The organism is Streptomyces sp. NPDC001848, assembly GCF_042891915.1.
GTDB lineage: Bacteria > Actinomycetota > Actinomycetes > Streptomycetales > Streptomycetaceae > Streptomyces.
In genome coordinates, this window is sequence record NZ_JBIATP010000013.1 from 143,372 (window position 1) to 166,126 (window position 22,755).

Below are 22,755 nucleotides of genomic sequence, written 5' to 3' on the forward strand. Positions count from 1 at the left end.
CTCCTCATCTTCCCCACGACGCACCTCGCCGTGAGACGGAATTGGCACCTTCCCTAGCCGGGAGCCCCGCCTGCGAAGACGAGAGCCGACTGGAGGGTTGCCGGGGCTTCATCGGGCCGTGTCCCTCTGCCCCTCTGGATGAGCTGTATGTGGTTGTTTCGCCGGCGCGGGCCGCGAGGGACCCCGACATGCGATGGTCACCGGCGTTGTTCAAGACTGTAACCGACGGCCGGGAGAGTTGAGATAGTCGTCCGAACCGCGAGATGGATCACAAGAGAGACCCGTTTGACCCTCCCCGACTCACCCCCCACGCCCGTACCGATGTGAGGAGCCGCAGACTGTGCTGGAAGAAGTCGAGCGCTGGCTGAGCACCCGCTCCTGGTCCGTCACCGATCGCCCGCTCCACCAGATCATGGCCGCGAAACGAGCCTCGGGTTCCTCGGTCAGCGTCGTGCTGCCCGCGCTCAACGAGGAGGAGACGGTCGGCGAGATCGTCTCCGTCATCCGCCACGACCTCGTGCGGCAGGTTCCGCTGGTCGACGAGATCGTCGTCGTCGACTCCGGCTCCACCGACCGCACGTCCCAGGTCGCCGCCGCGGCCGGCGCGAGGGTGGTGCACCGGGACGCGATCCTGCCACGCATACCGGCCGTGCCCGGCAAGGGCGAGGTGCTGTGGCGCTCCTTGCTGGTCACCGGCGGGGACATCATCTGCTTCGTCGACGCGGACCTGAAGGAGTTCTCGTCGGACTTCGTGACCGGGATCGTGGGCCCGCTGCTCACCGACCCGGACGTGGACCTGGTGAAGGCGATGTACGACCGGCCGCTCGGCGGTGCAGCGGGACAGGGCGGCCGCGTCACAGAACTGATGGCCCGCCCGCTGCTCAACATGCACTGGCCGCAGCTCGCCGGATTCGTCCAGCCGCTCGGCGGCGAGTACGCCGCCCGCCGCTCCCTGCTGGAACGGCTCCCCTTCCCGGTCGGGTACGGCGTCGAGCTGGGCATGCTGGTGGACGCGCTGCACCTGGTGGGCCTGGACGCGCTGGCCCAGGTCGACGTCGGTGTGCGCAAGCACCGCCACCAGGACGGCCAGGCGCTCGGCCGGATGGCCGCCGCGATCTACCGCACGGCCCAGCTCCGCCTGGCCCGCGGCCATCTGATCCGCCCGGCCCTCACGCAGTTCGAGCGGGGCGCGGACGGCTTCGAGCCCCGGACGTACTCCGTGGACACCGAGGAGAGGCCGCCGATGGCGGAGATCGCCGAATACATGGAACGGAAAGTGGCCTGAGTGGTGCGCGGCCGGGCGCCGGACATGGCGGAGACGGCTCCGCATACGGCCGAACCGTACGTTTGAGCGTTTTCGGCTCGGGCTAGGTTTCGTGGCATGGCTTCCACGCAGCATGTGCACGGCGCCCGCATCCTCGTCGCCTCCAACCGCGGCCCCGTCTCGTACGCGCTGGACGATTCCGGGCAGCTCACCGCCAAACGCGGCGGAGGCGGCCTGGTGTCGGGCCTGTCGGCGATCGGCCCGGACGCGGACGCGGTCTGGGTCTGCGCGGCCCTGAACGACGGCGACCGCGAGGCCGTGCGCCGCACGGGCGGCGCGCTGGATCCGGCCGACACCGGCGGCCAGCGGGTCCGGATGCTCGACATCGCCCCGGACGTGCACGCGGACGCGTACAACGGCATCGCGAACTCGGTGCTGTGGTTCGTGCACCACATGCTCTACCAGACGCCGCTCGAGCCGGTCTTCGGCCGGGAGTTCCGGCGGCAGTGGGCGTCGTACGAGGCGTACAACCGGGCGTTCGCCGAGGCGCTCGCGCAGGAGGCGGCCGAGGGCGCGGCGGTCCTGATCCAGGACTACCACCTCACCCTGGCCCCCGGCATGCTCCGCGCACTCCGCCCCGACCTGCGGATCGGGCACTTCTCGCACACCCCGTGGGCCCCGCCGGACTACTTCCGTCTGCTGCCGGACGACGTCGCGGCGCAGGTGCTGCGCGGCATCCTGGGCGCGGACCGGGCGGCGTTCCTCACCCAGCGCTGGGCGGACGCGTTCACCGCGTGCTGCAAGGCGCTCGTCGGCGGGCTCGGGGGCACGCGGATCGGGGTGCACGGTCTGGGCGCGGACGCGGAGTTCCTGCGCAGGCGGGCGCACCAGCCGGACGTGGACGAGCGGATGGCGATCCTGCGGGAGCAGATCGGCACAGCCCCCGACGGGAGCCGGCGCAAGGCGATCGTGCGGGTGGACCGCACGGAGCTGTCGAAGAACATCGTGCGGGGCCTGCTGGCGTACGAGGAGCTGCTGGAGTCCCACCCCGAGTGGCGCGAACGGGTGGTGCACGTCGCTTTCGCGTACCCGTCCCGCCAGGACCTGGCCGTCTACCGGGACTACACGGTGGAGGTCCAGCGAGTGGCCGCGGAGATCAACGAGCGGTACGGGACGCCGGGCTGGGCCCCGGTCGAGATGCACGTCAAGGACGACTTCGCGCGCTCCCTGGCCGCGTACCGGCTCGCCGACGTGGCCCTAGTGAACCCCATCCGCGACGGCATGAACCTCGTCGCCAAGGAGGTTCCGGTCCTCTCCGACCAGGGCTGCGCGCTGGTGCTGTCCCGGGAGGCCGGGGCGCACGAGGAGCTGGGCGACGACGCGGTGACCGTGAACCCGTACGACATCGAGGGCACGGCGGCGGCGCTGCACGAGGCGTTGTCGATGCCGGGGGGTGAGCGGGCGGAGCGCTCGAAGCGGCTTGCTGCGCAGGCCACGGCGCTGCCACCGGCCCGGTGGTTCTTGGATCAGTTGGCTGCGCTTGGGGTTTGAGGCGTTTACGGGTGCGGGCCGGTGGGGGGTTCTCGCGCAGTTCCCCGCGCCCCTATGGGGCGCTCTCAATCGAGCCTTCGCGCCAATGCCCTCAGAAGCTGCACGACCCCCCGCGGGCCGTCGACCACCACATCCGCCCGCTTCGCCAGTTCCGTGACCTCGTCGCTGCCGCTGCATACCAGGAGGCCGGGGACGCCGTCGGCGCGGAGTGTGTCGACGGCGGCGAAGGCGGGCAGGTCGCCGAGGTCGTCACCCGCGTACAGGACCGCTTCGGCGCCGGTCTCGCGGACGTACTCCGACAGGGCCACTCCCTTGTCCATGCCCGGCGGGCGCAGTTCCAGGACCATGCGGCCGGGTTCGACGATCAGGCCGTGGCGGGCGGCGAGGTCGGCGAGGGGTTGGCGCAGGGCCTCGAACGCGGCCTGCGGGTCCTCGGCGCGACGGGTGTGGACGGCGACGGCGCGGCCCTTCTCCTCGATCCAGGTGCCACGCCAGGCGCCGATCTCGTCCAGGTAACCGGGGAGTTCGGCGCGGACCGCGGCGACTCCGGGGTGGGGGGCCGGGGCGGTGACGGTGCCGGTGCCGGCGTCCCAGCGTTCGGCGCCGTAGTGGCCGAGGACGACGAGGTGTTCGAGCCCGGGGACACCCCCGAAGCCGCCGTGGCGGACGGCGACGCCGGCCGGGCGGCCGGTGACGACCGCCACGGAGGCGACCTTCGGGGCGAGGGCCGCGAGGGCGGGGACCGCGTCCGGGTGGGCGCGGGCCTGGTCGGGGTCGGGGACGATCGGGGCGAGCGTCCCGTCGAAGTCGAAGGCGAGGACGGCCCGCTCGGGCCGCGCGAGGATGGCGTCGAGACCGTCGCGCCCGGCCGGAGTGGCGGGCGTCGGCAAGGAGTCCGTGTGGCTGCCCATGGGTCCGACCCTATCGGCGCACGGCCGGGCGCACCCACGGGTCACGGGGGCGCGCCGGGCGCGCGCCCCACGATCCGCGCGGCCGATGGACGATCCGCCCCGGGTGCGGGGTCGGCAGGGACCGGCTGACGCGCGTCTTCCGGCCCGCCGCGGGCCCGAACCGTGGGCCGGACCCGCCGGACACGCCCACCTTGCGACCCGCCCACCGGCCCACCCCGAACACGACCATGGACGAGAACCGCCCCAACGCCCACCTCACGGCCCACCCACCAGCCCACCCCGAACACGACCATGGACGAGAACCGCCCCAACGCCCACCTTGCGGCCCGCCCACCCCGAACACGACCATGGACGAGAACCACCCCAACGCCCACCATGCGGCCCGCCCGCCGGTCCGCCCCGGGCACGGATCGACGCCCGGCCCGACGCGGCTCACGGGCGGGCGCGCTCAGCGTTCCGCGCGGCGCGCCGCTCGGACGCGGCGCAGGCGGTTGACGGTGACCGGGGCGTGGGCGAGGGCCCTGGGGTCGTCGAGGAGGGCGTTGAGCAGCTGGTAGTAGCGGACGGGGGCGAGACCGAGCTCCTCGCGTATGGCCCGCTCCTTGGCCCCCGGCCCGGAGAAGCCGCGGCCCTCCAGGGCCAGGATGGCCTTCTCTCTCGGGTTCAAGTCGTCCATGCCGGAACCGTAACCGGTCGGTCCGACACGCTCCCCCGTGCGTACCGTCAGTGGGCCGCGCTGTCCGCCGTCACGGCCGCCCGCTGCAGCTGGCCCAGGATCGCCGCCGGGTTGCCGTTCGGAGCGACCGCCTTGCCTATCTGCTTCTTGATGTCCGCGCTGACCGTCGCCCAGGACGTCTTGCCGACGGGGTACAGCTCCGCGCTCGGCAGCTCCTGGAGGAACGGCTTCAGGTCCTGGTCCTCGGACGACTGCGCCATGGCTTCCTGCGCGGAGCTGGTCACCGGCAGCAGGTCGTACTCGCGGGAGAAGGACAGCACGTTCTGCTCGCTGTACACGTAGTCGAGGAACTCACGGATCTGGTCCTTGTGGCCGTGCTGCTGGAACGCCATCATCCAGTCCGCCACGCCCATGGTCGACTTCGCCCGGCCGTTGATCCCGGGCATCGGCACCATGCCGAACTTCACGCCCTTGGCCCGCGCCATCTTCATCAGGGAGGGGTGGCCGTTCAACATGCCCACCTCGCCGCGCGTGAACGCGGCGAAGGCGTCGGCGCGGTTCAGCTTCCCCGGTGCCACCGGGCCGGTCAGGCCCTTGCCCACCAGGTTGTCCTTGAGCCAGGTGAAGGTGGCCACGTTCGGCGGGGAGTCCAGGGCGTAGGAGCCGAAGCCGTCCAGGTAGCCGTCACCGCCGCTGAGCAGCCACTGCATCGTCTCCGCCTGCGCCTCCTCGGGGCCCAGCGGCAGCGCGTACGGGTACTTCACGCCCTTGGCCTTGAGCAGCTGCGCGTCCGTCGCAAGGTCGCTCCAGCTCGCCGGTGGGGTGGTGATACCGGCCTCGGAGAACAGTGTCCTGTTGTAGAAGAGGATCCGTGTGGAGGCGGCGAACGGCATGCCGTACTGGGTCCGGTTCACCTTGCCGGCATCGGTCAGCTCGGAGACGAAGTCCGCCTGGACGGGGATCGAGAGGACGTCGTCGGCCGGGTACAGCTTGCCCGCCGCCGCGTAGTTCGCGTACGCCCCTATCTGGGCGATGTCCGGGGCGTCACCCCGGTCCACCATCTCCTTGACCTTGCGGTCCACATCGTTCCAGGAGTAGACGCTGACGTCGACCTTGATCCCGGAGTGCTCCGCCTCGAAGTCCTTGACCAGCTGGTCCCAGTACTTCTTGGAGCTGTTCGCCGGCGAGTCCCCGTAGTCCGCGGCCACCAGCCGCAGGGTGACGCCCCCGGAGCCCACCGCACCCGCGCAGCTCGCCAGGGCTCCGGTCATGCCGAGGGCGGACACCGCCGCGATCAGACCCCTGCCCCATGCCGTCCTGTGCGTCCCGCGTCGCTGCACTTGCTCTAGCCCTGCCGTCTCGTCATTCGGAATATCCAAAAGATAAGGTCTACACCACCCGGAGTGGACTAGACCTCTTCGGGGTGCAGGAGCGACACTGTTCCTGTGAGACATGTCATCGCCCTCGATGTGGGCGGCACCGGGATGAAGGCCGCCCTCGTGGGGGCCGGGGGTGAGCTGCTGCACCGGGCGCGCCGGGCCACCGGACGCGAGCGCGGGCCGGACGCCGTGGTGGAGTCGGTGCTCGCCTTCGCCGCCGAGCTGCGCGCGCACGGCGAGCGCCACCTGGGCGAACCCCCGGCCGCGGCCGGCGTCGCCGTCCCGGGGATCGTGGACGCCGAGCGGGGTGTCGCCGCCTACTCGGCCAACCTCGGCTGGCGCGACGTGCCCCTGCGGGCGCTGCTGAGCCGCCGGCTCGGCGGGGTGCCCGTGGCGCTCGGGCACGACGTGCGCACCGGCGGGCTCGCCGAGGGGCGCCTCGGCGCGGGCCGGGGGGCGGACCGGTTCCTGTTCGTGCCGCTGGGCACCGGGATCGCGGGCGCCATCGGCATCGGCGGCCGGATGGAGGCCGGGGCGCACGGCTTCGCGGGCGAGATCGGGCACATCGTCGTACGGCCCGAGGGGACCCCGTGCCCGTGCGGTCAGCGCGGCTGTCTGGAGCGGTACGCGTCCGCGGCCGCCGTGGGCGAGGCGTGGGCCGAGGCGGCCGGTGCCCCGGAGGCGGACGCCGCCGACTGCGCGAAGGCCGTGGCGTCGGGGGACCCACGTGCGCGGAAGGTCTGGCAGGACGCCGTGGACGCCCTCGCCGACGGCCTGGTGACCGCGCTCACCCTGCTGGACCCGCGCACCCTGATCATCGGTGGCGGGCTCGCCGAGGCGGGGGAAACCTTGTTCACACCGCTGCGCGCGGCCGTGCGCCGGCGCGTGACCTTCCAGAAGCTGCCGCCGATCGTCCCCGCCACGCTGGGGGATGCGGCCGGATGCCTCGGTGCCGGGCTTCTGGCCTGGGATCTCCTCGAAACCACTGACCCTGCGGAGGTAACCGTCTGATGGCCACCACGAAGGTTCTCGCCGGTGCCCGGGTGGTACTGCCCAGCGGGGTCGTCGACGACGGCCGCCTGGTCGTCGAGGGCACGCGCATCGCCGCGTCCGCCCCCGAGAGCGCCGAGATCATCGACGTACGCGGCCACTGGCTGGTCCCCGGCTTCGTGGACATCCACAACCACGGCGGCGGCGGTGCGTCCTTCTCCGGGTCGGCCGACGACGTCCTGAAGGCCCTGCGCACCCACCGCGAGCACGGCACCACCACACTCGTCGCCTCCACCGTCACCGACGACATGGACGTCCTCGTCCAGCAGGCCGGCCTGCTGTCGGAGCTGGCCGAGCAGGGCGACATCGCCGGCATCCACTTCGAGGGGCCGTTCATCTCGCCGTGCCGCAAGGGCGCGCACTCCGAGGCGCTGCTGCGCGACCCCGACCCGGCGGAGGTGCGCAAGCTGATCGACGCCGCGCGCGGCCGGGCCGCGATGGTGACGCTCGCCACCGAGCTGCCCGGCGGCGTGGACTCCGTACGGCTGCTCGTCGAGCACGGGGTGATCGCGGCGATCGGGCACACGGACGCGACGTACGAGCAGACGGTTCAGGCCATCGACGCGGGCGCCACGGTCGCCACCCACCTGTTCAACGCGATGCCGCAGCTCGGCCACCGCGCCCCCGGCCCGATCGCCGCCCTGCTGGAGGACGAGCGGATCACGGTGGAGCTGATCGACGACGGGGTCCATCTGCACCCCGCGGCGCTGCAACTGGCGTTCCGTCAGGCGGGCGCGGGGCGGGTGGCGTTCATCACCGACGCCATGGACGCGGCGGGCATCGGGGACGGGCGGTACATGCTCGGCCCGCTCGAGGTGGAGGTCCGCGCGGGGGTGGCCCGGCTGGTGGAGGGCGGCTCGATCGCGGGCTCGACGCTCACCCTGGACCGCGCGTTCCACCGGGCGGTCACCGTGGACGGGCTGCCGGTGGAGGACGTCGTCACGGCCATCTCGGCGGGCCCCGCGAAGCTGCTCGGCGTCTACGACCGGGTGGGCTCCCTGGAGCCCGGCAAGGACGCCGACCTGGTGCTGCTGGACGACGATTTCCGCCTCAAGGGCGTGATGCGCCGCGGGGAGTGGGTGGTCGGTCCCCAACTGCGGTGATTCATCCGTTTGTTGGCGTACGGCCGTCGGACCCGGGACTGGGCCGACCGCCGACTCTTTTGGCATGATCGAGCCTCCGCAACCGCCGACGGCAGGCGCACTCTCGATTCCGGGCCCACGGACCGCGCCGGCACGACCCGCGAGGGAGGTCCCCACGTGATCCTGACGGTCACGCTGAACACCGCTCTCGACATCACCTATCGCGTGCGGGAGCTGCGGCCGCGCACCTCGCACCGGGTGACCGAGGTGACCGAACGGCCCGGCGGCAAAGGGCTGAACGTGGCCCGGGTGCTCGCCGCACTCGGTCACGAGGTGACCGCCACGGGCTTCGCGGGCGGCGCGACGGGCCGCTCGCTGCGGGACCAGCTCAGCCGGACGCACGGTGTCGTGGACGCCCTGGTCCCGGTGCAGGGCGTCACCCGGCGCACCGTCGCGGTGGTCGACGCCTCGACCGGCGACACCACCCAGCTCAACGAACCGGGCCCGGTGATAACGCCGGCCGAGTGGTCGGCCTTCCAGGAGGCGTACGACGACCTGGTGCGCTCCGCCGCCGCGGTGGCCCTGTGCGGCAGCCTGCCGCCGGGCGTGCCCGTGGGGGCGTACGCCCACCTGGTGCGCACCGCGCGGGCGGCGGGCGCCCCGGTGCTGCTCGACACCGGTGGGGAGCCGCTGCGCCGCGGGGTCGCGGCCCGCCCCGACATCGTCAAGCCGAACGCCTACGAACTGGCCGAACTGACCGGCTCCCACGAGCCGTGGCAGGCGACGAGGGACGCCCGCCGGCGCGGGGCGCACACGGTGGTCGCCTCACTGGGCGCGGAGGGCCTGCTCGCCGTGAACACGGACGGCCGCTGGCGGGCCGCCCCGCCCCGCCGCCTGAAGGGCAATCCGACGGGCGCGGGCGACTCGGCGGTCGCGGGCCTGCTGTCGGGCCTGGTGGAACACCTGCCGTGGCCGCAGCGCCTGGCCCGGGCGGTGGCCCTGTCGGCGGCGACGGTACTCGCCCCGGCGGCGGGCGAGTTCGACCGCCGCGCCTACGCGGAGCTGCTGGACCAGGTCGCGGTGACCGCCGAGACGACGGCCGCGTAGCCGGCGGGGCCTACTTCGACCAGCCGTTCGTCAGCCAGAGCTGGTCGAGGTTGGCGTTGCACTGGTTCCCCTGCTCGCAGGAGATCCGGATCGTGTTGGTGCCCTTGTTGAGCTCGATCCAGTTGTACGTCTTCGTCCAGCCCTTCTCCCAGTCGCCCTGGGGCGCCTGCGCCCAGTTCTTCAGGCCCATGGGAGTGGTCTGCGCCGTCCCGTTGATCGTCAGGGTGGCGGTGGCGTCGACGCCGGGCACGCCGTAGCCGGTGTGCAGGGTGTACTTGCCGGTGGAGGGGACGTCGACGGTCCAGGTCACGGCGGCGCCGACGTGGTTGAAGTTCCCGACGTAGGTCCCGCCGTCGGCCTTGGCGCCCTTGACGTCGGACGCGGTGGTGGCGCCGCCCTCCAGGTGCAGTGCCTTCGCGTCGATCGTCGGCAGCTTGCCGTCCTGCGCGGACTGCTGGGTGGAGGACCGGCTCGGGGACGCGCTCTGCGCGGTCGACGGGGTGGACGCCGCCTGGTCGCTCTTCTTCCCGTCGTTCGAGTCGCCGGTGATCATGGCGACGCCGATGCCGATGACGACCGCCGCGACCACCGCGATCGCGCCGATCAGCAGGCCCTTGGTGTTGGGGCCCCGACCGCGGCCGCCGGACGGCGGGGCCGTCGGGGACTGACGGGTCGTCGGGGCGCCGCCCGGCACCGTTTCCGGAGCCGCGTAGTGCGCGTTCGGCTGGCCGTACGACTGCTGCTGCGGGACCTGGCCGTAGGCGGCCGTCTGGGCCTGCGGCTGGCCGTACTGTCGTTGGCCCACCGTGCGCACTCTGTTGACGGAGCCCGGGTAGCCGTAGCCGCCGGAGGGCGGCTGGGCGCCGTTGGCCTGACCGTCGGCGTAGAGGTAGCCGAACGGGTCGTCGTCCTCGGGCGTGCTCGCGCCGTTGTTGCCGGGCGTCATCCCTAGGTCTCCTCAACAGGTGCGGGTCCAGATGCGTACATGGCTGAATGGCGAGCCTACCCGGTTCCCGGACCGGACACGGCTGTTGTTCCCATCACCCAAGGGTTGACCTGCGGTTTACCCCGCACGCCTGTGCTGTTTGGGACGAGACCGTTTCTCTACGTACATCCGCTCGTCAGCAGATTTCAACACTTCGTCCGCCGTCATGCCGCAGTGTGCCCAGCCGATGCCGAAACTCGCGCCGACCCGCATGGCGCGGCCGTCGACCCGGATCGGCTGGATGATCTCGTTGCGCAGACGGACGGCGAGGTCCTGGGCGTCGGCCTTGCCGAGCCCGTCGGCCAGCACGACGAACTCGTCACCGCCGAGCCGGGCCACCGTGTCCCCGTCGCGCACCCCGCGGCTGAGTCTGCGGGCGACCTCGATGAGGACGGCGTCGCCCGCGTTGTGCCCGAACCGGTCGTTGATGGACTTGAAGCCGTCGAGGTCGCAGAAGAGCACCGCGAGGCCCTTGGTGCCGTCGTCGCCACCGCTGTCCGGGGCGACGGTGTGCACATGGTGGTCGAAGCCGTCGTACGGCCCCGGGCCGGCGTGGAGGTCGAAGGCGTGCCCGATGTCGTGGACGGCCGGGTGGTCGGTCGCGAACCCGTCGCCGTACGCGGCGTCCAGGGAGTCCGCCGCACTCGGCGGCAACGACTGCGGGCGCCGGCACAGCCGGGCGGACAGCCGGGCGCGCAGCTCAGCGGAGTTGGGCAGACCGGTGAGCGAGTCGTGCGAGGCGCGGTGGGCGAGCTGCAGCTCGCGGCGCTTGCGCTCCTCGATGTCCTCGACGTGGGTGAGCAGGAAGCGGGGCCCGTCGGCGGCGTCGGCGACGACGGAGTTGCGCAGGGACACCCATACGTAGGTGCCGTCCCGGCGGCCGAGGCGCAGTTCGGCCCGGCCGCCCTCGGCGGAGGTGCGCAGCAGGGTGCCGATGTCCTCGGGGTGGACGAGGTCGGAGAACGAGTAGCGGCGCATCGCGGAGGCGGGCCGGCCCAGCAGGCGGCACAGCGCGTCGTTGGTGCGCAGGATCCGGCCGTGCTGGTCGCCGCCCATCTCGGCGATGGCCATGCCCGAGGGCGCGTACTCGAACGCCTGCCGGAAGGACTCCTCGCTGGCGCGCAGGGCCTGCTGCTCCCGCTCCAGGCGGACCAGGGCCCGCTGCATGTTGGCCCGCAGACGGGCGTTGCTGATGGCGATGGCGGCGTGGAAGGCGTACATCTGGAGCGCCTCGCGGCCCCAGGCGCCGGGCCGCCGCCCGTTGCGCGGCCGGTCAACGGAGATGACGCCGAGGAGTTCGCCGCAGGAGCTGCCCTGGACACCCGGCGTGTACATGGGCGCGAAGAGGCGGTCGGAGGGGTGCCACTCGTCCTCGAAGCGGGGCTCGGGACCGTCGGTGTACCACTGCGGCACGTCGTCCTCGTCGAGGATCCAGCCCTCCGTGTGGGGTATGAACCGCAGGGTGCCCCAGGCCTCGCCCATGCTGAGGCGCCGCTCCCAGGAGGCGCGGGAGCCGACACGGCCGGTGATCAGCGCCTCCGCGGCGGAGTTCCCGGCGAGCGCGGCGACGACGAGGTCGCCGTCCGGGCGTACGAGGTTGACGGCCGCCAGCTCGTAGCCGAGGCCGTTCACGATCCCGTCGGCGACCGTCTGCAGCGTGTCCGCCAGGCTGCGGGCGGTGTTCATGTCCGCCATCACCTGGTGCAGCTGCCGCAGGGTCGCAAGACGGACATACGGCTCCGACTCGGTCTCCATTCGCCCTCCCCTCGAGATCTCGCAGCAACTCCAGGGACGCGTCGGCGTACCACCGTTCTCCCGGCTTTCCGCGGCACGCTACTCGGAGTACTCCCCGGATAGCATCGTGCAGCGTCTCCGCCACTGAATCACAGCGCGCTGCCCACTAGGTACACAGGGTCAACAAAATACGCTTCCTGTGACTCAAGTCACAGCCAAAGATGAACAATTAAGGAGGGGTTCCGCATTTTCCCGGTGTTCCCGCCGAACGCACGGACCTCGATCCGGACCCCTGTGCAGAGTTGAGATCCTACGACGTCCGTCGCTGGTCCTAGGCCGCGGTTCGGGCCCGGGCCCGATGTGGGCGGCCGGAGGCGGAGGCTAGCGTTCTTGACGTGCTCAAGACTTCTGCTGTCCCGTCCGTGACCGCCGTGCCGCCCTCCGCCGGGCATGCTGAGGGGGTGAGCAACGACGAGTTCCGCGCCGCCATGTCCCGGCTGGCCGCGGGGGTGGTCCTGGTGACCTCGCACGAGCCCGCGCTGGACCCCGAGGGGCCGAAGGGGGAGGACGTCGGCATGACGGCGACCGCCTTCATGTCGGTGTCACTGGACCCGCCCCTGGTCCTGGTCAGCCTGCGCGAGGGCGCCCGCATGGACGACCTGCTCGCCGAGCAGCCGCTGTGGGCGGTGTCGATCCTCTCGGAGAGCCAGCGGCACATCGCGGGACGCTTCGCGATGAAGGGCCGCGTCAGCGACCGCCTGCTGTTCGAGGACATCCCCTACGTCCGCGGCGAGGCCTCCGGCGCCCCGCTGGTCGGCGGCGCGCTGGCGAACCTGGAGTGCCGCACGGAACAACGGGTGCAGGCGGGCGACCACACGCTGGTGATCGGCAGGGTGCTCACGGCACGGGTGCCGAGTGCGGAGGGCGGGCCGTTGATGTATTTCCGGGGGCGGTACCGGCACTTGGGGTGATGGATTCGCGAAGAGGACGTCGGACTTCGGATTCCGGGTACCGGCTTTCGGATTCCGCGTACCGGGTACCGCCTTTAAGCCTCGGGCACCGGGCACCGGGCACCGGACACCGGCTTCGGGTACCGAGTACCGGCTTTCGGATTCCGGGTACCGGGCACCGGGTACCGGCTTTCAGCTTCGGGTGCCGGGTACCGGGCACCGGCTTTCGGCTTCGGGCACGGGGCACCGGGCACCGGCTTCGGGTACCGGGCACCGGCTTCGGGTACCGAGTACCGGCTTTCGGATTCCGGGTACCGGGCACCGGCTTTCAGCTTCGGGCACCGGGCACCGGCTTTCGGCTTCGGGCACGGGGCACCGGGCACCGGCTTCGGGTACCGGCTTCGGGTACCGGCTTCGGGTACCGGGTACCGGGTACGGGTACGGGTACCGGGTACGGGTACGGGTACCGGGTACGGGTACGGGTACCGGGTACGGGTACGGGTACCGGGTACCGGGTACGGGTACGGGTACCGGCTTTCAGCTTCGGGTGCCGGGTTTCGGCTTCGGGCTTCGGCTTCGGGCTTCGGGCTTCGGGCTTCGGGCTTCGGGCTTCGGGCTTCGGGCTTCGGGCTTCGGGCTTCGGGCTTCGGGCGGAGGATTCCGGATTATGAGCGGAGCCCGTGACGACGCGCCTGGTGCCGCGGCAGGCAACGTTCGCCCCGTCGCGGCACTAGTTCCAGTCCCGACCCGAACGTGACCTCTTCGTCTCCGCCCGCTGCTTCTTCTCGCGCAGCCGTCGCTCGTTGATCCCCCGCGGGATGCGGGTCGGCTTGCGAGGCCGCGGCGGCGGTGCCGTCGCCTCGGCGAGCAGGGAGGCGAGGCGTACGGCCGCCGCCTCCCGGTTGCGCCACTGCGACCGGTGCTCGGAGGCCCGTACGGTGAGGACGCCGTCGACCAGGCGCCCCGCGAGCCGCTCCAGCGCCCGCTCCTTCCACACCGCGGGCAGCGCCTGGGTCCTGGCGAGGTCGAAACGCAACTCCACCTGGGTGTCACTGGTGTTGACGTGCTGCCCGCCGGGCCCCGACGACCGCGAGAAACGCCACATCAGCTCGGCCTCGGGGAGCGAGACCGAGCCGCGGACGACGTAAGGACCGGACATGCCGTCCATGTTCCCCGCTCCGCCCGGCCCGCGTCATCCCGATTTCCGAACGGCAGGTAAAAAAGGTAAAGGAACCCGGAACCGCGGGTACCCCCCTTGGCGTTGCTAGAGGTGGCGGTAGCTTCATCCGCACACGCAACGAGGGAAGGGACTCCCAACAATGGCTGTAAGCCTGTCCAAGGGTGGCAACGTCTCGCTCACCAAGGAGGCTCCGGGCCTGACCGCCGTCACCGTGGGCCTCGGCTGGGACGTCCGCACCACCACCGGTACCGACTTCGACCTCGACGCGTCCGCGATCGCGGTCAACGCCCAGGGGAAGGTCTACTCGGACCAGCACTTCGTCTTCTTCAACAACAAGCAGACCCCGGACAACTCGATCGTCCACACGGGCGACAACCGCACGGGCGAGGGCGAGGGCGACGACGAGGCGATCAACGTCAACCTGGCGGCGCTCCCGGCCGACATCGACAAGATCGTCTTCCCGGTGTCCATCTACGACGCGGAGTCCCGCGCGCAGAACTTCGGCCAGGTACGCAACGCGTACATCCGCATCGTCAACCAGGCCGGCGGCCAGGAGATCGCCCGCTACGACCTGTCGGAGGACGCGGCCACCGAGACCGCCATGGTCTTCGGCGAGCTGTACCGCAACGGCGCGGAGTGGAAGTTCCGCGCGGTCGGCCAGGGCTACGCCTCGGGCCTGGTGGGCATTGCCAAGGACTTCGGCGTGAACGTCTGACGGAGTCCTACGAGCTCTTCTCGCGGGGCCACGCCCAGTGCGTGACCGGAGCCCCGGCCATGAAGGCCGGGGCTCCGGCGATTCCCGGCCCCCGAGCCGTCCGCGATACGTTGCCGGGGTGATCCTCGAGCCCCTCCCCCTCAGCCCCGAGCACGGCCTCCCGGGTGAGCTGCTGACCGAACTCACCGCGCTCTACGCCTCCAACCGGGAGTTCCACGCCCTCAGCGGCGACTTCCCCGACCCGGACGACATCCGCCCGGAGCAGGTGGCGGCCGCGCTGGCCGACGAGTTGGCGCACCCCGACGTGGAGGTGCTGCTCGCCCGCAGTTTCGGGCGGCTCGTGGGGATGGCGATCACCCTCGCGCACCACCCCGACCCGGCCGACCCCGACCCGTGGATCGGCCTGCTGATGGTGGACGCGGTTCTGCACCGGCAGGGGCACGGACGGCAACTGGCGGCCCTGGTGGAGGACCGGCTGCGCACCGCGGGCCGCACCGCCGTACGTCTCGCCGTGCTCGAGAACAACCCCGCGGGCCTCGCCTTCTGGACGGCCCTCGGCTACGAGGTCATCGGCCGTCGCCCGGACCGTGACCGGGGCCGCCCGTGCGCCGTGCTGCGCAAGGCCCTGTGACACCATCGCCCCCGTGCTCGACATCGGCTACGCCCTCTCCAACCGCTTCCCCGATCCCCCGCAGACCGACTACCGCCGCGCGGACGTCCACGCCCTGCGGCACGACCTGTTCTGCGGTGACGTCTATCTCGCCGACACCGAGGCGGACCGGGAGCTGTCCACGGCCTGGGGATGGGTGCCGGTGCTCGACTTCGCATGGGCGCTGTGCGACATCGTCGAGCGGCTCGACCGGGACCCGCTCGGCAGCCGTGCCGCCCGGCCGCAGCACGCGGAGCTGGACTTCACCGAGTCCACCGACCGCCTGCTGTTCGAACGCCGCTTCGGCTGGGTGGACATCGAGGCGGAGTGGCTGCCGCCGGCCGAGCCCCCGCTGACGTTCTCCCATGCGGAACTGCGCCGCGAGGCCCGCGACTTCCTGCACGACCTGATCGCCGACCTGACCGACCTGCACGAGGACCTCGCCGAGAACCCGGCGATCTGGACGCTGCAGGCCCGCTTCCCGCGCGTCCCCTGAAACCGGCCCCGGACGCGGGGGCCGCTCTCACGGCTCCAGCACCACCTTGCCGACCGTGCCCCGCGTCTCCAGGGCCCGGTGGGCCGCGGCCGCCTCGGCGAGCGGGAAGCGCTGGACGGCCGGGACCAGGCGGCCGGCCGCGGTCTCGGCGAGGGCGCGCTCCTCCAGGGTGCGCAACGGGTCGGCGCCGCCCGCCTTCCGCAGCATCGCGGGGCCGAGCACCTGCTCGGAGACGCCCTCGACGAGATACGGCCGACCACCGCGGATGCCCTCGGCGGACCACCCGAACACGAGGTGCCGGCCGCCCGGCGCGAGCAGTCCCACGGCGGTCCGGGCCACCGCACCGCCGACCCCGTCGAAGAGCACGGTGACCCTGCCGCGATACTCCTCGACTCGGCCCGCCCAGGACGGGTCCGTGTAGTCGACGGCTAGGTCCGCGCCGTTCTGCCGCACCCGCGCGACCTTCTCCGGCCCGCCCGCGAGCCCGATCACGGTGGCGCCGGCGTGCCGGGCGTACTGCACGAGGAGGGTGCCGATACCGCCCGCGGCGGCCGGGACGAGCGCCACGGAGCGAGGCGATGTCGCAGGTCGGGGCGATTGTCAGTGGCGAGGTGCAGCATGGGGGCATGGTGCGGAAGGCGCGGGTGGTGAAGGCGGCGCGGCGGCCGGAGGTGCGGCTGCCGGAGTTGGTGGCGTGGACGGACGGGGAGGTGGTGCCGGAGGGGGACTACGACGGGCTGGAGTTCCGGGACGCGGATCTCGGGGGGCAGGACGGCGTGGGCGCCCGGTTCATGGACTGTGCGCTGACGGGGTGCGCGCTGGACGGGACGGGGCTGCACCACGCGCGCGTGCTGGACTCGGTCCTCACGGGGATACGGGGCGTGGGCACGGACCTCGCGGAGGCGACCCTGCGCGATGTGGAGCTGGTGGACGCCCGGCTCGGCGGGACACAGCTGCACGGGGCGGTGCTGGAGCGGGTCCTGGTGCGCGGCGGCAAGATCGACTACCTGAATCTGCGCACGGCGCGGCTGAAGGACGTGGTCTTCGAGGGCTGTGTCCTCATCGAGCCGGACTTCGGGGGCGCCCGGCTGGAGCGGGTGGAGTTCGTGGACTGCGTACTGAAGGGAGCCGACCTGACGGCGGCCACCCTGGTGGACGTGGACCTGCGCCGCGCGGCGGAGCTCGACGTCACACGCGGGATCGACCGCCTGTCCGGCGCGGCGATCAGCCATGCGCAGCTGCTGGACCTCGCTCCGGTGCTGGCGGCGGCGATGGGGCTGCGGGTGGCGGAGGCGGACTGAGGCGGACTCCGGTCATGGAGCCATGGCTCGCCTGGGCACCCCGGAAGGTGGACCATGGAGGTGGATCGACGAAGGAGGCCTGCCATGAAGTCATCCGGAGCCTCGGATTACGACACCTGGCTCTACTCGCACACCCCGTCGCAGGCCGAGGGCGAGCGCGACGAGCCCGGCGAGCGCAGCGCCATGGAGCAGCACCCGGAGGTACCCCGCACCGAGCCGTCCCAGGCGGAGGGCGAGCGCGGGGACGAGCAGGGGCCGAATCGCCTCTGACCACGGGTGATCCGGTGATCGGCGGTGGCCTTCGGTGTCGTATGTCGCGGTCAGCGCGCTCAGCCACCCGGGCCTGCTGCGGGACAAGAACGAGGACAGTCTCGTCGCCGGGCCGTGGACGCTGTGCGCCACCGTCACCGAGAACCCCCAGACGCTGGTCTTCCCGCTGGGGACGCCTCTGGTCGTCGCCGTGGCCGACGGGCTCGGCGGGCACCCCGGGGGCGAGGTGGCGAGCGCGCTGGTGGCGCGGCGGTTCGCGGCCCTCGGGCCGGCGCTGGGCAGTGAGGAAGCCGTCCGGGGCGCCGTGGACTCCTGCAACCGCGCCGTCTACGCGGCTGCCGAGGGCGGCGATGAGGAGGGCCACGGCCTCGCGATGATGGGCACCACCGTCGCGGGTGCGGTCCTGCTGCCCGAGGAACTGCTGGTCTTCAACGTAGGGGACAGCCGGGTCTTCGCGGCGCCGCCGAGCGGGCTGCGACAGGTGAGCGTGGACGACAGCCCGCCCCTGGCGCCCGGGCAGCGGACCACCTCGCTGGTCACGCAGTGCCTCGGCGGCTCCCCGCACTTCCGTGCCGTCGTCCCGCATGTGCGGGCCACGCCGTTGTCACCGGGCGACCGCTATCTCGTCTGCACCGACGGCCTCACGGATCCGGTGCCGGAGGACACGATCGACGCGGTGCTGCGGGAGCACGACGACGGACGGGCCGCCTTCGAACTGTGGAAGGCCGCCATCAGCGCGGGCGGCCCCGACAACATCACTCTCGCGGTGGTCCGCGTGGCCGGCGACCAGGACGACTAGGCGGTGCGCTCCGCGGACCGTCCCAGCTCCGCCAGCGCCCCGTCCGTCAGCCGGTACACCGTCCACCCGTCCTGCGGGCGGGCGCCCAGGGCCTCGTAGAAGTCGATCGACGGGCGGTTCCAGTTCAGCACCGACCACTCCAGGCGCTCGTAGCCGCGCTCCACGCAGATACGGGCCAGTTCCGTCAGCAGCGCCTTGCCGTGGCCGGCGCCACGGGCCTCCGGGCGGACGTACAGGTCCTCCAGGTAGATGCCGTGCACGCCCCGCCAGGTGGAGAAGTTCAGGAACCACAGCGCGAACCCGACGACCTGTCCCCCGCCGTCCTCCGCGACGTGCGCGAAGGCTGCCGGGCGCGCGCCGAACAGCGCCTCGCTCAGCTGCTCCTGCGTCGCCCGCGCCTCGTCGGGTGCCTTTTCGTAGGCGGCGAGTTCGCGGATCATGGTGTGGATGACGGGGATGTCGTCGGGTGTCGCGGTGCGAATCATGCAGGCAGTCAAACACAGGCGTCAGTGACGTCCGGCGACCCGGTCGGCCAGCTGTGCCAGGCGGGAGGACTCGGTACCGGGCGTCGTCCTCTCGCGCCGGTCCGCCGTGCGGTACGTGGCGTACATGCCGTGCACGCCCAGCCAACGCAGCGGCTCCGGCTCCCACTTGCGCACTCGGTGGTTCACCCACGGCAGCGCCGTCAGCTCCGTCGCCCCCGCCTGCCCCGCGTCCTGCTGGACGAGGTCGCGGAGCGTGCGGGCGGCGAGGTTGGCGGTGGCGACGCCCGAGCCGACATAGCCGCCCGCCCAGCCGAGGCCCGTGGAGCGGTCCAGGGTGACCGTGGCACACCAGTCGCGGGGCACCCCGAGCACTCCCGACCAGGCGTGGGCCACCCTGATCCCGGCCAGCGACGGGAAGAAGCGGACCAGGATGTCGTACAGCGCCTCGACGGTGGCGGGCTGCGTGCGGCCGTCGTTGTCCGTGCGGGAGCCGTAGCGGTACGGGACGCCGCGGCCGCCGAGCGCGATCCGGCCGTCGGCGGTGCGCTGGGCGTACATGTAGGCGTGCGCCATGTCGCCCAGCGTCTCGCGCCCCTCCCAGCCGATCCGCTCCCACTGCGCGTCGGTGAGCGGCTCGGTCGCGATCATGGAGGAGTTCATGGGAAGCCAGGTGCGCCGCTGCCCCTTCAGGGAGGCGGTGAAGCCCTCCGTGCAGCGCAGGACGTACGGGGCGCGGACCGTGCCGTAGGGCGTCACCGCGTGCTTGGGGCGTATCTCGGTGACCGGAGTGTGCTCGTGGATCGTCACGCCGAGCGCCTCCACGGCCGCCGCGAGGCCCTTGACCAGCTTCACCGGGTGCAGCCGCGCCCCGTGCGGGGTCCAGGTCGAGCCGACCGCGTCCGCGACCCTGATCCGCTCGGCGGTCTGCCGGGCGCCGTACAGCTCGCGGTCCTTCTCGCCGTAGGTCAGCTCCCGCTCGTGGAACGCCTTCAGCCGGGCCAGTTGCGCGGGCGTGTACGCCACCTCCAGGACGCCGCCGACGTGCACGTCCGCGTCGATGCCCGCCTCCTCGGTGACGCGGACGACCTCGGCGACCGTGTCGTTCATCGCCTGCTGCAGGCGTACGGCGGCCTCGTGGCCGTGCAGCTTCGCGTACCGGTCGCGGCCCGCGACGCCGTTGTAGAGCCAGCCGCCGTTGCGGCCGGAGGCGCCGTAGCCGCAGAACCTCTGCTCCAGGACGGTGATGCGCAGGAAGGGTGCCGCCTTCTTCAGGTAGTAGGCGGTCCACAGGCCGGTGTAGCCGCCGCCGACGATCACCACATCGGCGGACGCGTCCCCGGCGAGGGGCTCGCGGGGCTGGGGGAGGCCGTCGTCGGCGTACCAGAAGGAGACGCCGCCGTTGACGACGCCAGTCACCGCACTGTTCATGCGCGGGACGTTAACGCCTGAGGGCGACCAGTGTCTCCTTCGGATTCCATGGTCTTCCGCAGCCCCGGGTCAGCGGATAGCAGGCAAGGCCGATCAGCACCGCGATGAAATGCCCGAAATCGGTGAAGGTGGGGGTCGCGGTCAGGCGTATGGAGTACACCAGCAGGACGACGGTCAGATACGCGTAGCTCCAGGGTGCCGCGAGCCGGTAGGTGAGCACGCCGACCACCCCGGCCAGCGCGTAACTCACCCCGAAGTCGAGCGTGTTGACCGCCGAACGCGGGGCCATCCCGTCACTTATCGCCTGCAGCAGCGCTCCCTCGCTGACGAGCGTGGCCAGTACGTGCGCGGCGGCGCACACCGTCAGCCAGCGGACGGTGCCCAGCCAGCGCTCCGCCTGGGCGTGGAAGACCGTGTACAGCGCGGCGTACGGCAGCCAGTGCCCGCCGTCGATCCACATCGCGCTGGTGATGAACGCGCGCAGCGGGTCCTGGGAGAGCTGGTGGATGTTGGTGGACCGCTGCCGCAGGAAGCGCTCCTCGAAGTGCGGCGACATGTGGTGCAGCGCGATGGTGGTGAAGAACAGCACCAGCAGCCACACGTACGTCCCCGGGGCGCTGCGGATGTACGCCGCCGCTGCCCCGAGGCCGCGCCGAAACCGCCTGACCCCGTCCACACACGCCAGTATGGTCGGGAAGGTGATCGAGGTGCCTGGCGAGCTGGTCGCTTCTCAGGAGAAATTCAACGGGGCGGCGGGGCGGGCGTTCGTCACGGAGCTGCCCCGGCGGGTGGAGGAGTTCCTCGGGCGGTGGGGGCTGCGGGTGGACGGGCCCGCGATGTACGGCGTGTGCGCGCTGGTGCTTCCGGTGGCGCGGGCGGATGCGACGCCGGCCGTGCTCAAACTCCAGTTCCTGGACGAGGAGACCGTGGGCGAGCCCCTGGCCCTGCGGGTGTGGGACGGGGAGGGGGCCGTACGTCTGCTGGAGTACGACGCCGCCACCGGCACCCTGCTGCTGGAACGCCTGGACGTCTCCCGCACGCTCACCCAGGTCCCGGACACCCGCGAGGCGGTCCTCGTCGTCGCCGGGCTGCTGGCCCGCCTGACCGCCGTCCCGGCCCCGGCGGGGATGCGCCGGCTGGGCGACATCGCGTGGGCGATGCTGGAGCAGGTGCCCGGGGTGCTGGAGCGGATACCGGACCCGGCGGACCGCCGCCTGGCCGCGGACTGCGCGGCCGCCCTGGGGGAGGTCGCCGCCGAGCCCGGCGACCGCCTGCTGCACTGGGACCTGCACTACGACAACGTGCTGGCCGCCGACCGCGCCCCCTGGCTGGCCATCGACCCCAAGCCGCTCGCCGGTGAGCCCGGCTTCGACCTGCTCCCCGCGATCCGCAACCGCTACGACCCGACGCAGACCCGGTGGCGCTTCGACGCCCTGACGGCCGCGCTGGGCCTGGACCGGGAGCGGGCGCGGGCCTGGACGCTGGGCCGGGTGCTGCAGAACTGCCTGTGGGACATCGAGGACGGCAGGCCGTTGGAGACGGGCGGGCTGGAGATCGGGCGGACGCTGCGCGGCTGACCCACCGCCCGACGACACGCCGGGCGAGACACGCCCCCGTATGGCCGATCCGGCATTCAACGACTTATCCGGTCATAGCGTATTGAATATGACGAAACGCCATCTCGCCTTCCTCGCGTGTGCCGCAGCGCTCGTCGCGTCGGGGTGCGGCGCCCTTGCCGATCCCCTCCCCGCAACTCCCGGCACCCGCACGGTGCGTCCGGGTGACTCGATCCAGCAGGCGGTGGACGCCGCCAAACCGGGAGACACCATCCTCCTTGCCGCCGGCACCTATCGGGAGAGCGTCCGGGTGACCACCTCCGGGCTGACCCTGCGCGGCATGGGCCGGAACACCGTCATCGCACCGCCCGGCGGGGCAACATCGAACGCGTGCGCGAAGGCCGGCAACGGGATCTGCGTCGAGGGGACGCAGGGGCACCCCGTCACGGACACCACCATCTCCTCCCTCGCCCTGACCGGCTTCTCCAAGAGCGGCCTGTGGTCGACGCGGACCGACCGGCTGACCGTCCGGCACGTGACCGCCGAGAAGAACAAGGTCTGGGGCATCGCGCAGGAACGCTCCACCCGGGGTGTGTTCCTGGACAACACCGCCCGCGACAACGGCGACGCGGGCCTGTTCCTCGCCAACACGGTCGCCACCGAGGGCGGGGCCACGGACACCAAGGGCGCGGTGATCGCGCGCAACCGTCTCCAGGGCAACCGGATCGGAGTGACCGTCCGCCGCCTGCGGAACCTCACCGTCACGAGCAACGACATCACCGCCAACTGCGCGGCGGTTTTCGTCGTCGGGGACGAGAACACCCCGCGGGCCGGCGCCCTGACCGTGAGCGACAACTTCATTCACCAGAACAACAAGTCCTGCCCGAAGACCGCCCGGCTGCCCGCCCTGCAGGGCTCGGGGATCGTCCTGACCGGGGCCGAGAACACCCTGGTGACCCGGAACACGATCACGGACCACGTGGGCAAGTCCCCGCTCTCCGGCGGCATCGTGCTCTTCAAGAGCATGGTGGGCGCCCTCAACGAGCGCAACCAGATCACCGGCAACACGGTGCGGCGCAACTCTCCGGCGGACCTCGTCAACGGGGACACCGGCAAGGGCAACACCTTCCAGGCCAACACCTGCGGCGCCTCCAAGCCCGCGGGACTGTGCTGACAGCGCGGCACCG

23 protein-coding genes, 1 pseudogene and 1 riboswitch are annotated in these 22,755 nt (G+C 72.1%); of the genes and pseudogenes, 14 read left to right on the plus strand and 10 right to left on the minus strand.

What is annotated here, in order from left to right:
* Window position 1 precedes the first annotated feature (1 nt).
* Window positions 2–145, minus strand: a riboswitch (SAM riboswitch).
* A 195-nt stretch (window positions 146–340) separates the two neighbouring features.
* The gene (locus ACFYZJ_RS26445) at window positions 341–1,285 is read left to right on the plus strand and encodes a glucosyl-3-phosphoglycerate synthase (protein ID WP_388571862.1); all 945 of its coding nucleotides are present in this window, start codon (window positions 341–343) and stop codon (window positions 1,283–1,285) included.
* A gap of 96 nt (window positions 1,286–1,381) precedes the next feature.
* Window positions 1,382–2,815: a trehalose-6-phosphate synthase gene (locus tag ACFYZJ_RS26450; RefSeq protein ID WP_388571864.1), complete on the plus strand. Its 1,434-nt coding sequence runs from the start codon at window positions 1,382–1,384 to the stop codon at window positions 2,813–2,815.
* A gap of 65 nt (window positions 2,816–2,880) precedes the next feature.
* Here ACFYZJ_RS26450 and otsB read toward each other — a convergent pair whose 3' ends face one another.
* From otsB to ACFYZJ_RS26465, 3 genes are all read right to left on the minus strand, one after another.
* Window positions 2,881–3,726, minus strand: a complete 846-nt coding sequence (otsB, locus tag ACFYZJ_RS26455; protein ID WP_388571866.1) for a trehalose-phosphatase — start codon at window positions 3,724–3,726, stop codon at window positions 2,881–2,883.
* A gap of 448 nt (window positions 3,727–4,174) precedes the next feature.
* On the minus strand, window positions 4,175–4,402 hold the full coding sequence (locus tag ACFYZJ_RS26460) for a DUF3263 domain-containing protein (protein WP_388571867.1): 228 nt from the start codon (window positions 4,400–4,402) through the stop codon (window positions 4,175–4,177).
* 47 nt (window positions 4,403–4,449) lie between these two features.
* Window positions 4,450–5,742: an extracellular solute-binding protein gene (locus ACFYZJ_RS26465; RefSeq protein ID WP_388571869.1), complete on the minus strand. Its 1,293-nt coding sequence runs from the start codon at window positions 5,740–5,742 to the stop codon at window positions 4,450–4,452.
* A 105-nt stretch (window positions 5,743–5,847) separates the two neighbouring features.
* On the opposite strand from ACFYZJ_RS26465, the gene ACFYZJ_RS26470 reads away from it, so the two are divergent.
* The 3 genes from ACFYZJ_RS26470 to ACFYZJ_RS26480 all read left to right on the plus strand — a co-directional run bounded on the left by ACFYZJ_RS26470 (window position 5,848) and on the right by ACFYZJ_RS26480 (window position 9,020).
* Entirely contained in the window at window positions 5,848–6,792 is a 945-nt protein-coding gene (locus ACFYZJ_RS26470; RefSeq protein WP_388571871.1) for an ROK family protein, read from the plus strand.
* Window positions 6,792–7,934, plus strand: coding sequence for an N-acetylglucosamine-6-phosphate deacetylase (gene nagA, locus ACFYZJ_RS26475; protein ID WP_388571873.1), 1,143 nt, complete (start codon window positions 6,792–6,794; stop codon window positions 7,932–7,934). Before ACFYZJ_RS26470 ends, nagA begins: the two co-directional genes overlap by 1 nt.
* Before the next feature lie 156 nt (window positions 7,935–8,090).
* Window positions 8,091–9,020 (plus strand): 1-phosphofructokinase family hexose kinase, encoded by a 930-nt coding sequence (locus ACFYZJ_RS26480; protein WP_388571875.1) that lies wholly within the window; start codon window positions 8,091–8,093, stop codon window positions 9,018–9,020.
* Window positions 9,021–9,030: 10 nt separating this feature from the next.
* Here ACFYZJ_RS26480 and ACFYZJ_RS26485 read toward each other — a convergent pair whose 3' ends face one another.
* Window positions 9,031–9,966, minus strand: coding sequence for a CBM35 domain-containing protein (locus ACFYZJ_RS26485; protein WP_388571876.1), 936 nt, complete (start codon window positions 9,964–9,966; stop codon window positions 9,031–9,033).
* Window positions 9,967–10,083: 117 nt separating this feature from the next.
* Window positions 10,084–11,760 (minus strand): diguanylate cyclase CdgB, encoded by a 1,677-nt coding sequence (gene cdgB, locus ACFYZJ_RS26490; protein WP_388571878.1) that lies wholly within the window; start codon window positions 11,758–11,760, stop codon window positions 10,084–10,086.
* 374 nt (window positions 11,761–12,134) lie between these two features.
* Between cdgB and ACFYZJ_RS26495 the strand changes: the two genes are divergently transcribed.
* Complete coding sequence (locus tag ACFYZJ_RS26495) at window positions 12,135–12,710, plus strand: flavin reductase family protein (RefSeq protein ID WP_388571880.1); 576 nt, start codon at window positions 12,135–12,137, stop codon at window positions 12,708–12,710.
* Between the two features lie 709 nt (window positions 12,711–13,419).
* Here ACFYZJ_RS26495 and arfB read toward each other — a convergent pair.
* Complete coding sequence (gene arfB, locus ACFYZJ_RS26500; RefSeq protein WP_388571882.1) at window positions 13,420–13,857, minus strand: alternative ribosome rescue aminoacyl-tRNA hydrolase ArfB; 438 nt, start codon at window positions 13,855–13,857, stop codon at window positions 13,420–13,422.
* Window positions 13,858–14,008: 151 nt separating this feature from the next.
* Here arfB and ACFYZJ_RS26505 point away from each other — a divergent pair, with 151 nt between their 5' ends.
* The 3 genes from ACFYZJ_RS26505 (at window position 14,009) to ACFYZJ_RS26515 (ending at window position 15,729) form a co-directional block, all read left to right on the plus strand.
* Window positions 14,009–14,584: a TerD family protein gene (locus ACFYZJ_RS26505; protein ID WP_388571883.1), complete on the plus strand. Its 576-nt coding sequence runs from the start codon at window positions 14,009–14,011 to the stop codon at window positions 14,582–14,584.
* A gap of 118 nt (window positions 14,585–14,702) precedes the next feature.
* Window positions 14,703–15,215 (plus strand): GNAT family N-acetyltransferase, encoded by a 513-nt coding sequence (locus ACFYZJ_RS26510; protein WP_388571885.1) that lies wholly within the window; start codon window positions 14,703–14,705, stop codon window positions 15,213–15,215.
* Window positions 15,216–15,228: 13 nt separating this feature from the next.
* Window positions 15,229–15,729: a hypothetical protein gene (locus ACFYZJ_RS26515; RefSeq protein ID WP_388571887.1), complete on the plus strand. Its 501-nt coding sequence runs from the start codon at window positions 15,229–15,231 to the stop codon at window positions 15,727–15,729.
* A gap of 27 nt (window positions 15,730–15,756) precedes the next feature.
* Here ACFYZJ_RS26515 and ACFYZJ_RS26520 read toward each other — a convergent pair.
* Window positions 15,757–16,305, minus strand: a pseudogene (locus tag ACFYZJ_RS26520) (zinc-binding dehydrogenase); the annotation flags it as partial.
* A 50-nt stretch (window positions 16,306–16,355) separates the two neighbouring features.
* Here ACFYZJ_RS26520 and ACFYZJ_RS26525 point away from each other — a divergent pair.
* The 3 genes from ACFYZJ_RS26525 (at window position 16,356) to ACFYZJ_RS26535 (ending at window position 18,099) form a co-directional block, all read left to right on the plus strand.
* A complete protein-coding gene (locus tag ACFYZJ_RS26525) occupies window positions 16,356–17,030 on the plus strand; it encodes a pentapeptide repeat-containing protein (RefSeq protein WP_388571889.1) in 675 nt (224 codons plus the stop codon).
* Window positions 17,031–17,114: 84 nt separating this feature from the next.
* Window positions 17,115–17,300: a hypothetical protein gene (locus ACFYZJ_RS26530; protein ID WP_388571891.1), complete on the plus strand. Its 186-nt coding sequence runs from the start codon at window positions 17,115–17,117 to the stop codon at window positions 17,298–17,300.
* 34 nt (window positions 17,301–17,334) lie between these two features.
* Window positions 17,335–18,099 carry a PP2C family protein-serine/threonine phosphatase gene (locus tag ACFYZJ_RS26535; RefSeq protein WP_388571893.1) on the plus strand — a complete coding sequence of 255 codons (765 nt, stop codon included), beginning with the start codon at window positions 17,335–17,337 and terminating at the stop codon, window positions 18,097–18,099.
* Here ACFYZJ_RS26535 and ACFYZJ_RS26540 read toward each other — a convergent pair.
* The 3 genes from ACFYZJ_RS26540 to ACFYZJ_RS26550 are packed head-to-tail and all read right to left on the minus strand — an operon-like array spanning window position 18,096 to window position 20,688.
* Window positions 18,096–18,584 (minus strand): GNAT family N-acetyltransferase, encoded by a 489-nt coding sequence (locus ACFYZJ_RS26540; protein WP_388571895.1) that lies wholly within the window; start codon window positions 18,582–18,584, stop codon window positions 18,096–18,098. The two genes, ACFYZJ_RS26535 and ACFYZJ_RS26540, sit on opposite strands and share 4 nt — an antisense overlap.
* A 21-nt stretch (window positions 18,585–18,605) precedes the next feature.
* On the minus strand, window positions 18,606–20,012 hold the full coding sequence (locus tag ACFYZJ_RS26545) for an NAD(P)/FAD-dependent oxidoreductase (protein ID WP_388571897.1): 1,407 nt from the start codon (window positions 20,010–20,012) through the stop codon (window positions 18,606–18,608).
* A 10-nt stretch (window positions 20,013–20,022) separates the two neighbouring features.
* On the minus strand, window positions 20,023–20,688 hold the full coding sequence (locus ACFYZJ_RS26550; RefSeq protein ID WP_388571899.1) for a rhomboid-like protein: 666 nt from the start codon (window positions 20,686–20,688) through the stop codon (window positions 20,023–20,025).
* Between the two features lie 10 nt (window positions 20,689–20,698).
* Here ACFYZJ_RS26550 and ACFYZJ_RS26555 point away from each other — a divergent pair, with 10 nt between their 5' ends.
* Window positions 20,699–21,589, plus strand: coding sequence for an aminoglycoside phosphotransferase family protein (locus tag ACFYZJ_RS26555; protein ID WP_388571900.1), 891 nt, complete (start codon window positions 20,699–20,701; stop codon window positions 21,587–21,589).
* An 88-nt stretch (window positions 21,590–21,677) separates the two neighbouring features.
* Window positions 21,678–22,742, plus strand: a complete 1,065-nt coding sequence (locus tag ACFYZJ_RS26560) for a nitrous oxide reductase family maturation protein NosD (protein ID WP_388571902.1) — start codon at window positions 21,678–21,680, stop codon at window positions 22,740–22,742.
* Window positions 22,743–22,755: the final 13 nt, after the last annotated feature.

Coding starts and splice junctions, on each gene's coding strand:
- ACFYZJ_RS26540 (WP_388571895.1), bottom strand. CDS start 18,584: ATGATTCGCACCGCGACACCCGACGACATCCCCGTCATCCACACCATG.
- ACFYZJ_RS26560 (WP_388571902.1), top strand. CDS start 21,678: ATGACGAAACGCCATCTCGCCTTCCTCGCGTGTGCCGCAGCGCTCGTC.
- ACFYZJ_RS26530 (WP_388571891.1), top strand. CDS start 17,115: ATGAAGTCATCCGGAGCCTCGGATTACGACACCTGGCTCTACTCGCAC.
- ACFYZJ_RS26460 (WP_388571867.1), bottom strand. CDS start 4,402: ATGGACGACTTGAACCCGAGAGAGAAGGCCATCCTGGCCCTGGAGGGC.
- ACFYZJ_RS26525 (WP_388571889.1), top strand. CDS start 16,356: ATGGTGCGGAAGGCGCGGGTGGTGAAGGCGGCGCGGCGGCCGGAGGTG.
- ACFYZJ_RS26555 (WP_388571900.1), top strand. CDS start 20,699: ATGGTCGGGAAGGTGATCGAGGTGCCTGGCGAGCTGGTCGCTTCTCAG.
- otsB (WP_388571866.1), bottom strand. CDS start 3,726: ATGGGCAGCCACACGGACTCCTTGCCGACGCCCGCCACTCCGGCCGGG.
- ACFYZJ_RS26505 (WP_388571883.1), top strand. CDS start 14,009: ATGGCTGTAAGCCTGTCCAAGGGTGGCAACGTCTCGCTCACCAAGGAG.
- arfB (WP_388571882.1), bottom strand. CDS start 13,857: ATGGACGGCATGTCCGGTCCTTACGTCGTCCGCGGCTCGGTCTCGCTC.
- nagA (WP_388571873.1), top strand. CDS start 6,792: ATGGCCACCACGAAGGTTCTCGCCGGTGCCCGGGTGGTACTGCCCAGC.
- cdgB (WP_388571878.1), bottom strand. CDS start 11,760: ATGGAGACCGAGTCGGAGCCGTATGTCCGTCTTGCGACCCTGCGGCAG.
- ACFYZJ_RS26485 (WP_388571876.1), bottom strand. CDS start 9,966: ATGACGCCCGGCAACAACGGCGCGAGCACGCCCGAGGACGACGACCCG.
- ACFYZJ_RS26450 (WP_388571864.1), top strand. CDS start 1,382: ATGGCTTCCACGCAGCATGTGCACGGCGCCCGCATCCTCGTCGCCTCC.
- ACFYZJ_RS26545 (WP_388571897.1), bottom strand. CDS start 20,012: ATGAACAGTGCGGTGACTGGCGTCGTCAACGGCGGCGTCTCCTTCTGG.